This window comes from Paraburkholderia sp. BR10923, from assembly GCF_040948765.1.
GTDB classification, from domain to species: domain Bacteria; phylum Pseudomonadota; class Gammaproteobacteria; order Burkholderiales; family Burkholderiaceae; genus Paraburkholderia; species Paraburkholderia youngii.
This window is the reverse complement of record NZ_JBFPKO010000011.1, coordinates 115488-128500: the sequence shown is the minus strand read 5'-3', so window position 1 is coordinate 128500 and position 13013 is coordinate 115488. Positions and strand designations below refer to the sequence as shown.

Here is a 13013-nt window from a genome sequence, read left to right as displayed (position 1 = left end):
TGCGGAAAAGCGTTCAGTGAGACTGAACGCCGAGCTCTTCGAGCAGGATCGACCGCAGTGCTTGCGGCGTATGGTTTTTGGGTTGGAAGGAAACAGCGATGCGCCCTGAGCGCATCACCAGAATCCGGTCGGCGAGCGCGAGCGCCTCATCGACGTCATGCGTCACGAGCAGAATGCCGGGCTGATGACGTGCGACCAGTTCCTTGACGAGTCCGTGCATCTTGATCCGCGTGAGCGCGTCGAGCGCCGCAAACGGTTCATCGAGCAGCAGCAATGCAGGATCGCGAACGAGGCCGCGCGCCAACGCCACGCGTTGCGCCTGTCCCCCGGACAGGTTGCGCGGCCAGTCGTCTTCCCGACCGGCAAGCCCGACTTCGGCTAACGCACGCGCCGCCCCGGCACGACCGACCAACGTTTCATGACCGAGCGCGACGTTCTCCCACAGCGTCGCCCACGGCAGTAGCCTGTGCTCCTGAAAAACGACGGAAGGGCGTTCGGGCGCGCTGATCTGGCCGGCGTCGGGCCGATCGAGCCCGGCCAGCGCACGCAGCAGGGTGGTCTTTCCACATCCGCTTTCGCCGAGCAGCGCGACGAATTCACCTGCGCGGATCTCGAGATCCAGAGCGTCTATCACGACCCGGCTGCCATAGTGGCGCCGCAGACCGCGCACCGATACTGCGAGAGACGACGGGTTCACTCGCTCAGCGGTGAGCGTCGCGATATCTGTCTCGCGGGACAACGCGAAATCAACGGACATGTAGGCTCCTTTTGGCGTAATTCGCGTGCCATGAGAGGAAGCGCGTTTCAAGCAGCCGCACTGACGCGTCTGCCGCGACGCCGATGATCGCGTAGATGATCATGGTCAATACGATGACGTTGGTTTGCAGGAATTCGCGCGCATCCATGGCCAGGAAGCCGATGCCCTTCGTCGTCGCCAACGTTTCGGCAATGACGAGCGCGAGCCACGCATGAGCCAGCGCATAACGCACGCCAGTCAGGATCGATGGCATCGCGCCAGGCAGAATGATCCGTCGCACAATCGCGACTCGATCCAGCCCGATGACCTTCGCGAGCTCCATCAGTTTCGGGTCGATCTGGCGAATGCCAAGCATGGTGTTGATATAGATTGGGAACAGCACCGCGAGCGCGACCAGGAAGATTTTCGCCACCTCGCCGACACCGAACCAGACGATGACGAGCGGCAGCATCGCGAGAAATGGAATCGCGCGCACCATCTGGATTGAACGATCGAGCAGTGCCAGCGCGAGCGGTGAAAAGCCGACCAGAATACCCAGCGCAAGTCCGATCGTTCCGCCGATTGCGAAGCCTGTCGCGGCACGCAACAGCGAAACACCGAGGTGAACGAAGAGATCGCCGTCGCGGGCCAGATCGAATGCGGTTGCCGCGACGCTGCTCGGGGCTGGAAGAACCTGAGGCGAGATGAGTCCAATGAGCGCCGCAACTTGCCAGAGCACCAGCACCAGTGCTGGAACGATCCACGAAATCCACTTGTAGAGCGTGCCTTTCGAGACGGCCGCGGACAACCGGGTCGAAGTGACATGGCTGTTGCGAGAATCAGTAATGTCAGCCATTTTGTTCCACATAAACATTCAAAAAGATTGCTCCAGACTGGAGCCAGTACGGGGCAACCCACTTGACGGCGATTTCATTTCGCGTTGCGATTCGTATAAGGAACATTTACTGAAAAAAGGGGATAGCTCTCGTAGGTCGAGCTTGCAATTAGAGGCCGACTGCCAGTGCGATGACAAACAGTTTTTTATTCTTTACTTTCCAGCTCCGGCGCATTGCTCGAAGTTGCCGACATGTGGCGCCCGTGAGGTCGCGGCGCACTCCATCGGGCGCGCAGTACGGTGCGACGCCGCTCGCGCCGCCCGTCCATCCGCGCTTCGACGTGAACGCCGTGCGGCGCGATTTCCCGATCCTGCACGAGCGGGTCAACGGCAGGCAGCCGATCTGGTTCGACAATGCCGCGACCACACACAAGCCGCAGGCGGTGACCGACCGGCTGACCTGCTTCTACGCGTACGAGAATCCCAATATCCACCGGGCCGCGCATACGTTGGCGAGCCGGGCGACCGATGCCTACGAAGAGGCGCGCAGTCACCGGCGCTCCTTTGGATATCAGAACAAATTCGTTCCATCGCGCCAGGCGGGCGAATGACAATGCGATGAAGCCATCGGCTATGTGCCTGAAGACTCCTGCATGCGCGGGAGAAGAGTCGGCAAGTCGGCGGGCTGGGTCACGACACCTAGCCTGACATCGAACGGAACGAGGAGCGCTGAAAATGCCTTGGCCTGTCAGACGTGAAAGGGATGCCGGCAGCGTCTGGAGCGTGCCAGGCGGCGACGCCGTGCGAGCGCGCCGCCGAACCCTTGTCGCCGTCCTGATCGTCGCGCTTGCTCTTGCGTGCCTGGAAAGAGAGTTGTCCGGCAAGCATGACGGTTCGCTTCGTTCAGCGCTCGCGCCGTATATCGACAAATTCCCGGGCGCGCGAGCGAAATAAGGCGAACTGAGTGAAGGGGCCGGTTTCGTTCCGGTCATTCGGCAACACGGACTGTCGTCGCGAGCCGCGCATTGCATAATGCATCCTTCCTCTGGCTTCGCTATTGTGGGCGAGGCTGGTAAGGACGACGAGATACCGAGGCTAACAAACTATGAGCAAGTACGACATCGCAACGGTCCAGTCGGTTCATCACTGGACCGACACCCTGTTCAGCTTTACGTGCTCACGCGATCCGGGTCTGCGTTTCAATAACGGCGAATTCACGATGGTCGGCCTCGAAGTCGATGGCAAGCCGCTCGCGCGCGCCTACAGCATCGTGAGCCCGAACTACGAGGAGCATCTCGAGTTCTTCAGCATCAAGGTGCAGCATGGTCCGCTCACGTCCCGTCTGCAGCATCTGAACGTCGGTGACAGCGTCCTGATTGGCAAGAAGCCCACGGGAACGTTGGTCGCGGATAACCTGCTGCCCGGCAAAACTCTCTGGATGCTCTCGACAGGCACGGGTCTCGCGCCGTTCATGTCGATCATCCGCGATCCGGCCATCTACGACCGTTTCGAGCGAGTGATTCTTACGCACACCTGTCGCCTGAAAGGCGAACTGGCCTATATGGATTACATCAAACACGATCTGCCGGGCCATGAGTACCTCGGCGACGTGATCAAGGAAAAGCTCGTCTACTATCCCACGCTGACGCGCGAAGAGTTCGAGAACGAAGGGCGCATCACCGACCTGATTGCGTCGGGCAAGCTGTTTTCCGACCTGGATGTCGCGCCGTTTTCGCCTAAAAGCGACCGGGTGATGCTGTGTGGCAGCACGGCCATGCTTGCCGATACGACCGAATTGCTGAAACGGGCGGGGCTCGTGGAGGGCAAGAGCAATGCGCCGGGACACTATGTCATCGAACGTGCGTTCGTGGACTAGGCACCTGGCTCGTCGGGTCGTCCATTGCATTCATATTGCTTGAATTGCCGTCAGCAGGGCGGGGTCGAGTCGGTCATCCTCGGTTTCATGGCGGGCGCGGCGGTGCTGCTGGCGATCGGGCAGATTGGCAATGCGTTGGGCGTACGCGAGAAGGGTTCAGGCCACCGGCATGTGCTGTATAGGCTCTGGCTGACGCTGACAGGCGACCCCATCAATCTGAAAGCCGCCGCCGTCAGTGTCGCTTCGGTCGTGCTGGCGTTGCTGCTGCGTCGCGCGGTGCGGCGTTACCGGTTGCCGCAAATCGATATGTTCGTGGTGCCGATAATCGTTTCGGGGGCTGCGTACGCGCTCGGCTGGACGAGGTTGGAGCAAGGCGGGCATACCGCGGTGGCCGTCATCGGCACATTGAAGTCGGGGCTGCCGTCGCCGCATATTCCGGAAATTCACTGGAACTGGATCGGCCAGCTATCGTCGAGCGCGGTTGCGATTGCGTCTCTCGGTTTGATGGAGGCTCTCTCAATCGCGAAGTCCGTTGCTCATCACACGCGACGTGTTTTCACCGTTGCGCTTTGGCGAAGCGCGCGGCCGTCCCTTCGCAACAGAGGCCGACGCGCTCATGGGCGGATACAACGCCGCGTGCAAGCTCGTCGATGATCTGTTTTGCCATGACCGGCACTGATTTGACTGGTCAAGACCTGACAGTTACCGGTTCGATTCCTTCGCAGGCAGGCGCACACAGGAGAGCCAGCATAGGGGCGTCTCCTGTTTGGCCGCGAGCGCGGCTCACTTCGATTTCGGCGGCCGACCGGTCTTGACCGGTTCGACCGCCTTGACGGCCGCAAGAAGACGTTTCGTTGGCTCAGATGCCAGCAGAAGCAGCCCTGCACGGACGAGTTCGCTCTTCTTCACGTCCAGGCCAGCATCGAGGCACCGCTGCTTGAGTACCGCGAGCTGTTCGTAGTCCCTCCTGGGCATCGTGAAGGTGTCGCGCACGACTTTTTCCTGGTTGACATGCTCCCTGCGGTGCCGGACAGCGCGCGCAGAAGGCGCTTCAACAGACATCGCCTTCCGGGACTGTGGCTTGTCCGCAACACGTCGGTCTTGCACAGTCTGGACTGACTTCCCGCCGGCCACCGCTTCGTTGGCACCGTCGTCCGGGGATACATGCGCCCGCTTGCCGCTTCTGTTCCTGGTAGCCTTTGGCTTCATGGTTTTTTCAGGTTTGACAAACCGTACAAACAGTTTATCGTCATTCTGGAAAGAGGGAGTTTTCTATGTCAGACAAGCACATTTCCAGGCAGTTCGATGCTGACCTGGAGCACCTGTCGTCGAGATTTTTCGAAATGGGTGGACTGGTTGAGTCCCAACTGGCCGATGCGATGGAGGCGCTCAGCCGCTTCGACATGGGTCTGGTCGAGAAGGTGGTTGATGCGGAGCATCGACTCAATGCGATGGAAGTCGAGATCGATGCCGACTGCAGCAACATCATTGCGCGGCGCCAGCCCATCGCGTCCGATCTGCGTCGACTGTTGGCCTTCTCAAAGGGGATCAGCAATCTCGAGCGCGCAGGGGACGAAGCGCGCAAGATCGCAAAGCGGACGCGCAAAATCGCGAATGACGCTGCGGGCAGGAGCATGAATATCGCGGAAATCCGGTCATCCGGTCAGATGGCGGGAACGATCTTCCACAACGCGCTTGCTGCATTCGCGCGGCTCGATACGGTTGAGGCAGCCCGGATTATGAGTGAGGATGAGGCGATCGATGAGCAGTACCGCGCATTCGTGCGCAAGCTGCCAACATTCATGGCGGAGAATCCCCGCATGATCTCTTCCGCGCTCGACTACGTGTCCATTGCGTCGGCTATCGAACGGATCGGTGACCACGCAAAGAATCTGGCAGAACTTGTCATCTATGTTGTCAAGGGCAAGGATGTCCGTCACATTTCGCGCGACCGACTTGAGCGCGAGGCCCTGGATGATTGAGAAGCGCCCGACAGTGGTACCTGTTCCAGTTCGGCGGCCTGAACAAACGACACCACGTGTTTTTTCTGATCTTGCCTGAAGATACCCGGCCGGAACCGAGCAATGAAATCTTGCGGTGCCGCTGCTTTCGCCCCGGAAAAATGTCCACGCTCATGACCAGCGTGCCGACACGCGAAATCGTCAATCTTCTGTTCAGTCACGAAGCAACCAACTCACTGCGCGATTCTGCGTCGTTGTCAGCTATGCGGCGCGACCAGACCCTCGTGGGCGACGCGGCAGTGCAGACCGTATAGCGGTCAATCCCGAGGACTCGTATCGGGAGAACTGCATCGCGCGATGCCCTGAGTACCGCTGATCACGCCAGCTTGTGCATAGATTCGGCGTAGGATCAACCGACGTCTGTCTGGCGTCAACTAGAACTACCGATGTCCAGCACGGTTATCGGGCCGGTGGTGGCGGCCGCCCGAGCATGGCCCGCGCGCTCTCAGGCGTTTCTGATGCGCTGCGCAATCGGAGCGCGACATCGACCGAGCTCGTGACGATGGTGCGCATAGACACGCTTGACGGTCTTTCTGCCACAGATGAAATGCTCGATTGTGGGATCAGGCAATCAGGGTTTCGTCGGCGCGACGGTACGCGGCTTAGATCCGCCAAAACGTGAAGTTGCACTTTTTTGGCAGCTTGCAAATTTCTGGATTTAAATCTAGCCTGCTTCAGCAATCGGCGGATCCCCTCAACGCACTACCTTCCTTTCGGAAACAGCGATGACGATGAAGCGTATCTGGGCGGGCCGTGTCCTTTCGATCTCAGCAACGGCTGGACTCGCTGCGGGGGGCATTAACCCTGCATCGGCGGCGCCACCGGACGCGCTCGTGGCCGCCGCCAAACAGGAAGGGCAGTTGACCACGATCGCCCTGCCGCATGACTGGTGCGGGTACGGCTCGCTGATCGCCGCATTCCAGAAGAAGTACGGCATCCACGTCAACGAACTGAACCCTGATGCAGGCTCGGGGGACGAGATCGAAGCGATCAAGGCGAACAAAGGCAACAAGGGACCGCAATCGCCCGACGTGATCGATGTCGGCCTGTCGTTCGGACCGTCTGCGAAAAAAGAAGGCCTGTTGCAGCCTTACAAGGTATCGACGTGGGACTCGATCCCCGCAGCTTCCAAGGATGCGGAAGGTTACTGGTACGGCGACTACTACGGCGTGCTTGCGTTCGAAGTCAACGCGGACATGATCGACAAGGCGCCGGCCGATTGGGGCGATCTGCTCAAATCGGACTACCGCAATGCGGTCTCGCTCGCCGGTGACCCGCGCTCGGCGAATCAGGCCATTCAGGCCGTTTATGCCGCGGGCCTTTCGCAAGGCAAAGGCGATGCAACGAAGGCTGACCAAGCGGGCCTCAAGTTCTTCGCCGATCTGAACAAGAGCGGCAACTTCGTGCCCGTGATCGGCAAGGCCGCGTCACTGGCGCAGGGCACGACGCCGATCATCGTGCGTTGGGATTACAACGCGCTTGCCGATCGGGACACGCTCAAAGGCAATCCGAAGGTACAAGTCATTGTGCCGAAGACAGGGGTGGTGGCGGGCGTCTATGTGCAGGCGATCAGTGCCTATGCTCCTCATCCGAATGCCGCGAAGCTGTGGATGGAATTCCTCTACTCTGACGAAGGGCAGCTCGGTTGGCTTGCGGGTTATTGTCATCCGATGCGCTACAACGAACTCGTCGCGCAGAAGAAAGTGCCGCCGGCGCTGCTCGCGAAGCTGCCGCCTGCATCGGCCTACAGCAGCGCGGTCTTTCCGACGCTCGATCAGCAGAACGCCACGAAGGACATCGTGACCAAAGGCTGGGATCAGGTTGTTGGCGCGAACGTGAAGTAGGCACGCGCGAGACCGCCGGGATGAGCGCATCTCCGCAGCCAGGCGCTTCGGCCCCGGACTTGCTGACGCCCGCCGGGCCCGCGCCGAAATCCGGTCCCGTGCGCGGCAGCAGCGGTGCAAGTTGGCTGACCTATGCGGGCGTCGTGCCGTTTTTCGCGTTCGCGCTGCTATTTCTTTTATTGCCCACCTCTTTTCTGATGATCGGCGCGTTTCAGGATGCGCAGGGGAACTTCACACTTGCGAATCTTCGCGAGCTGTTTCAACCGGCTGTACTCGATGCCTACTGGATCAGCGTGAAGGTGAGCGTCGCATCCGCGTCCGGCGGGGCCATCTTCGGCGCGCTGCTCGCGTGGGCCGCGGTGCACGGTCGGTTGCCCGCGTGGATCCGGCCGACGCTCATGACCTTTTCTGGCGTCGCATCCAACTTCGCGGGGGTGCCGCTCGCCTTCGCGTTCATCAGTACTTTGGGGCGCGTGGGCCTCGTGACGGTGCTCGCACGGAAATATCTCGGTTTCAATCTCTATTCCACCGGGTTCAGCATCCTGAGCTTCCTCGGGCTGACCATTACATACCTGTACTTCCAGATTCCGTTGATGGTGCTCATCATCACGCCGGCGCTCGATGGCCTGAAACGCGAGTGGCGCGAAGCGTGCGACTGCCTCGGTGGCACGGCGGCGCAATACTGGCTCTACGTCGGGTTGCCGGTCCTTTGGCCGAGCTTTCTGGGTGCGGCCCTGCTGCTGTTCGCCAACGCGTTCGGCGCGGTCGCCACGGCTTACGCGTTGACTGGCAGTTCCCTCAACATCGTTCCGATCCTGCTGTTCGCGCAGATTCGCGGCGACGTGCTGCATAACCAGAATCTCGGTTATGCCCTCGCGCTCGGCATGATCGTGGTCACGGGACTGTCGAACGGCGGTTACATCTGGTTGCGCGCGCGAGCCGAAAGGGGACGCTGATGAAATCGCAATCGCGCGCGGGCGCCTGGATCGCCGTGATCATCGGCACACTGTATTTTTTGACTCCACTCGCCGCGACCTTCGAGTTCAGTCTGCGGATGCGTCGCGACGCGTACAGCTTCGATGCGTACCGCGTTGTCTTGGGAGATCCCCATTTTCAGGCTTCGTTCGGCTATTCAGTGTTGATGGGATTGCTCACCATCGTGATCGGCGTGCTGCTCGTCGTGCCTACGGCGTATTGGGTGCAACTGCGTTTACCGAAGCTTCGGCCGGTCGTGGAGTTCATCACCCTGCTGCCGCTCGTGATCCCGGCCATCGTGATCGTCTTCGGCTACCTGCGCATCTACAACAGCAGTTCGATTTTGCCGTTCACCAGTCACGAACGCGCGACCGATCTGCTACTCGTATTCGGTTACGTCACGCTATCGCTGCCTTTTATGTACCGGGCCGTCGATGCGGGGATGCGCGCCGTTGATGTACGCTCGCTGACCGAGGCCGCCGAGTGTCTCGGCGCTGGCTGGACGACGATCCTTTTCCGCGTGATTTTCCCGAACGTGCGCTCGGGGATTCTGTCCGGCGCGTTTCTGACGTTCGCCGTGGTAATCGGCGAATTCACGATCGCGAGCCTGCTGGATCGCCCGGCGTTCGGACCGTATTTGCAACTGATCGGCGCGAACCGCGCTTACGAGCCCTCGGCGCTGGCGATCATCGCTTTCATTGTCACGTGGGCATCGATGGGATTGATCCAGGTGTTCGGCTCGGCGCGCGCGCTGGCCGGCCATAAAACTTGAGCCGGTGAGGCCGCGACCCATGGCATTTCTCGAGATTGACAATCTTCACAAGGCGTTTGGAGCAAACGTTGCGGTGCATCAGTTCGACATGAACATCGGACAAGGCGAATTCATCACCTTTCTCGGCCCGTCGGGCTGCGGTAAGACGACCGTGCTGCGCATGATCGCCGGATTCGAAACGCCCACGCGAGGCGCGATCCGCCTGAATGGTCGTGACGTTACGCGTGTGCGCACGCGCGATCGCGCCGTCGGCATGGTGTTCCAGTCTTACGCGTTGTTTCCGAACATGACGGTGGCGCAGAACATCGGCTTCGCGTTGAAGGTCGCAAAGCGTTCGGAGAAAGAGGTGAGCGGGCGCGTTGCAGAGATGCTGGAACTGATCAAGCTGCCGCATCTCGCCGGGCGCTATCCGTGGCAATTGTCCGGTGGGCAGCAACAGCGTGTGGCCTTGGCCCGTGCGCTCGCGAGTAAGCCTCAAGTGCTGCTGCTCGACGAACCGCTTTCCGCGCTCGACGCAAAAATTCGGGTCTCGCTGCGCGAAGATATACGGACACTACAGCGTGAACTCGGCATTACGTCGATCTTCGTCACGCACGATCAGGAAGAAGCGTTGTCGATGTCGGACCGCATCGTCGTAATGAACGACGGGCGTGTCGAGCAAGTTGGGGCGCCGCTCGATATATACAACTTTCCGCGTACACGCTTTGTCGCGACGTTCGTGGGAACGCTCAATATTCTGGCCGGACGTGTGATCGATCCTGCAACGGGACGCATTGCCGTTGACGGTCAGGAACTGGTGACATCGCGGCCGCTCCCACCGGACGATGCCGGTAAGGAGCGTGTGCTGGCGTTGCGTCCCGAGGCAATTCTGCTCGAGCCGCCATCGAACGACCGCAACTCGCTGTCGGCGACGGTTGAAGAGATCAGCTTCCTCGGTTCCGTGGTGCGTATTCGCGCGCGGGTCAGCAGCGCAATCGTTACTCTCGATGTGTTCAACGATCCGAACCGGATCCTGCCGGAGCGCGGGCAGCCAGTTGCGCTTGGCTTTTCGCACGACAATCTGCTTGTGCTGGATGAGAACGTGCACTAATAGGCCTTGCCGGCTTGCCGGGATAGACTTGCTGGTTGCGATGGTTCGACTAGTTGCAGACCCTCGAATCGCTCGGCTTCCGCGACGTGCCAACGCCTGATCGTCAGGCCACTTCATGGGTGACCGCACCGTCGACTGACAGACCGTAGTCGATGAGGAACTCGTTACCGGGTGCGATAGGGGCGAGGGCGTGAATGAACACCCGGTCGCTCGTCTCGATGGCGCTGCCGTTCAATGGCTTCCTTTTTAATATGCAACTAACAGTCGACGTCGTTCGCCATCGCACCCGGGCTTCGCCCCAAAAGCTGCTCACAAAAGGCGGCCGGCCCGAGTTGCCGTCGTGGCGGAATGCACGTGATGAGCACTGGCCCATACGCTTCCATTAAAGTGCCTGCACTCGCGAGCCACGAAACCGCCGCTCAACTGACTGCAGACCAGTTGCACGCGCGCTGTCGGAGTCGGAGTCGGAGTCGGAGTCGATTCTGGAATGTGAGCAGAAGGATGCTCCGCAGGCGAAAACCGGTGTTTCAGGGGCGCGAGAAATCTGCCGGCGTCAGCTCAAGTCGTGCCGCGGGATGGGCAAGCAGCTTCCGTTCGGCGATCGCGCGAATGCGTCCGTGGCCATCGCGAAAGGTTTTGAGGATACGCTCGTCGCCTGCGCGTGGTTCCAGCCAGAAATACGCTTCCAGCGCCGTGATCGTGATGATGCATTCGACCGGGCGGTTCTGGAAGACCAGAGAAAATGTCACGCCGAGGCGACTGGCGAGCACCTGCGGTTCAGGTTCGACGGATTCAGCAGTTTCCATAGGCGGTGGAGGGCGCTTCTGATCAGGTCACGATGATTTTTGCACAGGTTATGCATTCCGGGTGAGCGCGAAGCTGGCGGGTTGCAGGTCATGGAGCGCCGCTTCGGACTGCGTGGAAGCCAGTGGTGTCAACGCTGGTTGCGTTCTGGCTACCGGCGTCTGTCACTGGCAAAAGCATCCCCGATCTGTCGTGCCCGCTTCACTTCATCACTGTGCAGATAGATCGACGTCGTCGACACGGAAGCGTGCCGAAGATTGTCACGCACGGTGGTCAGTTCCGCACCGCGCCCGAGCGCATGCGTCGCGTGGGTGTGGCGCATCCAGTGGGGACTTGCGCGACGCAGCTTCTCTGCCAGCGGCGGATGATCGGCTTCAATCGCCTGTGCGGCGAGCACGAAGAAGCGCCTGAGCACACCCCAGAGCCGCACGCTGCTGATCGCCGCGACGCTCTCCGCCTCGAGGCTGCCGATGACCGGCGTTTCCGGCCGCCAGCGAACCGGCAGGATCGGCAATTCGCGTTCGGCGAGATAACGTACGAGGGCGTCCCACGCCAGCAGCGGCAGCGCGACGCGCGCGAGCTTCTTTCCCTTACCCGTTACACGCAACCAGTGGTCGTCTCGTGCATCGGTCTCAATGTGTCCGAGCGAGGCGCCGACCAGTTCGCTCGCCCGCAGCCCCGTTGCGTAACCGAAGTCGAGCAGGAAGCGTAGCCGTTGTGCGGCGGGTGCTGACCAGCCAGATGACCACTCGAGTCCATCGGCGATCGTGCGCACGAGCGCCCATTCGCCTTCGGTGAACGCGTGCGAGGTATCCAGCACGTTGGCGCCGCTGGCCTCGCGGACCTTCACGCCGGCAAACGGATTGGCGAGCACGTAGCGCTGCTCGATCAGCCAGCGGAACAGGGCGCCCAGAATCGACAGCGCATGCGCGACCGAGCGCGCCGACAGGCTGCCATTGAACGGGCGCCAGTCCGGCGACGTACGTGGACGCACCGGGCCAACCCAGCGGGCGCGCGGCGACGGGTGGCGCAGGAACGCGCGGTACGCGATCGCATCTTCGGTCGTGAGCGAGGACAGCGCACGGCCGCGCTCGACGATTGCCCACAGGATCAGGCGCTCGGCCTCCTTGCGGTAGGTGCGCTGCGTGGCGTGTGATTCGTGTAACGCGAGCCAGGTCTGCACCGCTTCGTAGTCGTTGTCGGCGTCGAGCGCACAGGTGGCTTTGGGCGCGCGGAAGGTCCCCTGTGAGCCGTCGACTTCATGCGGAACCTGCAGCGATTCCCACGGCACGAGTTCGCCTTGGCGGCTCGCGCTGATGAGCGCGCGTGCCTTTTCGGTGAGGGCAGGCCACGCCGCGAAGAATGCCTCGATGGCGCGGGCGCTGGATGCGCCGAGGCCGGGTACCGCTTTCCACCACTGGCGGCGGCGCGGCACGCGCACGGTCAGATCCGCGAGCGTGCGGATGCCGTGGGCGTGCAGTACGCGCACGGCCCGCGCAGCGAACCACTGCGCGACGTCGTCGGTGATCTGCGGTTCGGGCGCACGCGCGGTGCGCAGCGCCTCGATGGCGTGCGCGACGGCCTTCGCGAGCCGTACGCGATCTTCCGCGGGATGATCGAACAGGGCGGCCAGCTCTTCGCGATGCGCGGCGCGCGCGATCGCCTGCAGCCGGCGCCGGATGCGCCCGAGCACGCCTCGCGCGGATTTGCCGTCGCCCAGCGCGGCAGGCTGGTAGCGCTCAACCGCCTCGCGCACGGGCAGTCCTGCATACCACGCCCGCAGCACGGCGAGTTCATCGGCGTCGGGGAAGCCGGACGGGTCAGCGGAGGCCGGGGCGGGCATCAAGGTGTGGTGGACTGTCATAACGCCAAGTTTAACGTAGAAATAGGGTCGTTATGATAAGAAAGATTATCTTTGTAGCCGGGTCGGCTCACCATTTTTAGAAAAACTTCCCCGCTCACACAACTAAAATTGGTTCTAAATTTCAACTAAAGTTGGTACTACTGCCGTCGGGCCGTTCGAACTCCGAGGGACGACAGCGACGGCAGAACCAGCTGCT

The 13013-nt window shown here is 61.2% G+C and carries 13 protein-coding genes and 2 pseudogenes; 9 read left to right on the top strand and 6 right to left on the bottom strand.

Annotation, left to right across the window (positions count from 1 at the left end):
- Nucleotides 1–13: 13 nt before the first annotated feature.
- Both AB3X94_RS21655 and AB3X94_RS21650 read right to left on the bottom strand, forming a co-directional pair.
- Entirely contained in the window at nt 14–757 is a 744-nt protein-coding gene (locus tag AB3X94_RS21655) for an ABC transporter ATP-binding protein (protein WP_176110994.1), read from the bottom strand.
- Entirely contained in the window at nt 747–1592 is an 846-nt protein-coding gene (locus tag AB3X94_RS21650; protein ID WP_176110993.1) for an ABC transporter permease subunit, read from the bottom strand. Before AB3X94_RS21650 ends, AB3X94_RS21655 begins: the two co-directional genes overlap by 11 nt.
- A gap of 305 nt (nt 1593–1897) precedes the next feature.
- On the opposite strand from AB3X94_RS21650, the pseudogene AB3X94_RS21645 reads away from it, so the two are divergent.
- From AB3X94_RS21645 to AB3X94_RS21635, 3 genes and pseudogenes are all read left to right on the top strand, one after another.
- A pseudogene (locus AB3X94_RS21645) lies at nt 1898–2122 on the top strand (aminotransferase class V-fold PLP-dependent enzyme); the annotation flags it as partial.
- A gap of 554 nt (nt 2123–2676) precedes the next feature.
- Nucleotides 2677–3447, top strand: coding sequence for a ferredoxin--NADP reductase (locus tag AB3X94_RS21640; RefSeq protein ID WP_176110992.1), 771 nt, complete (start codon nt 2677–2679; stop codon nt 3445–3447).
- Between the two features lie 39 nt (nt 3448–3486).
- Nucleotides 3487–4101: a SulP family inorganic anion transporter gene (locus tag AB3X94_RS21635; protein ID WP_246392241.1), complete on the top strand. Its 615-nt coding sequence runs from the start codon at nt 3487–3489 to the stop codon at nt 4099–4101.
- Nucleotides 4102–4230: 129 nt separating this feature from the next.
- Here the strand turns inward: AB3X94_RS21635 and AB3X94_RS21630 are convergent, their stop codons facing one another.
- Nucleotides 4231–4656, bottom strand: coding sequence for a hypothetical protein (locus tag AB3X94_RS21630; protein ID WP_368612650.1), 426 nt, complete (start codon nt 4654–4656; stop codon nt 4231–4233).
- A gap of 65 nt (nt 4657–4721) precedes the next feature.
- On the opposite strand from AB3X94_RS21630, the gene phoU reads away from it, so the two are divergent.
- The 6 genes from phoU to AB3X94_RS21600 all read left to right on the top strand — a co-directional run bounded on the left by phoU (nt 4722) and on the right by AB3X94_RS21600 (nt 10149).
- Nucleotides 4722–5429: a phosphate signaling complex protein PhoU gene (phoU, locus tag AB3X94_RS21625; protein ID WP_176110990.1), complete on the top strand. Its 708-nt coding sequence runs from the start codon at nt 4722–4724 to the stop codon at nt 5427–5429.
- A gap of 56 nt (nt 5430–5485) precedes the next feature.
- Nucleotides 5486–5722: a hypothetical protein gene (locus tag AB3X94_RS21620; protein ID WP_176380233.1), complete on the top strand. Its 237-nt coding sequence runs from the start codon at nt 5486–5488 to the stop codon at nt 5720–5722.
- A gap of 471 nt (nt 5723–6193) precedes the next feature.
- Complete coding sequence (locus AB3X94_RS21615) at nt 6194–7312, top strand: ABC transporter substrate-binding protein (protein WP_368612649.1); 1119 nt, start codon at nt 6194–6196, stop codon at nt 7310–7312.
- Between the two features lie 20 nt (nt 7313–7332).
- Nucleotides 7333–8268 (top strand): ABC transporter permease subunit, encoded by a 936-nt coding sequence (locus tag AB3X94_RS21610; protein WP_176110987.1) that lies wholly within the window; start codon nt 7333–7335, stop codon nt 8266–8268.
- Nucleotides 8268–9059: an ABC transporter permease gene (locus AB3X94_RS21605; RefSeq protein ID WP_008918591.1), complete on the top strand. Its 792-nt coding sequence runs from the start codon at nt 8268–8270 to the stop codon at nt 9057–9059. Before AB3X94_RS21610 ends, AB3X94_RS21605 begins: the two co-directional genes overlap by 1 nt.
- A gap of 19 nt (nt 9060–9078) precedes the next feature.
- On the top strand, nt 9079–10149 hold the full coding sequence (locus AB3X94_RS21600; RefSeq protein ID WP_176110985.1) for an ABC transporter ATP-binding protein: 1071 nt from the start codon (nt 9079–9081) through the stop codon (nt 10147–10149).
- Nucleotides 10150–10258: 109 nt separating this feature from the next.
- Here AB3X94_RS21600 and AB3X94_RS21595 read toward each other — a convergent pair.
- The 3 genes and pseudogenes from AB3X94_RS21595 to AB3X94_RS21585 all read right to left on the bottom strand — a co-directional run.
- Nucleotides 10259–10372, bottom strand: a pseudogene (locus AB3X94_RS21595) (SET domain-containing protein-lysine N-methyltransferase); the annotation flags it as partial.
- Between the two features lie 304 nt (nt 10373–10676).
- Nucleotides 10677–10955 carry a DUF1488 family protein gene (locus AB3X94_RS21590; protein WP_368612648.1) on the bottom strand — a complete coding sequence of 93 codons (279 nt, stop codon included), beginning with the start codon at nt 10953–10955 and terminating at the stop codon, nt 10677–10679.
- A 149-nt stretch (nt 10956–11104) separates the two neighbouring features.
- The gene (locus AB3X94_RS21585; protein ID WP_368612647.1) at nt 11105–12817 is read right to left on the bottom strand and encodes a phage integrase family protein; all 1713 of its coding nucleotides are present in this window, start codon (nt 12815–12817) and stop codon (nt 11105–11107) included.
- Nucleotides 12818–13013: the final 196 nt, after the last annotated feature.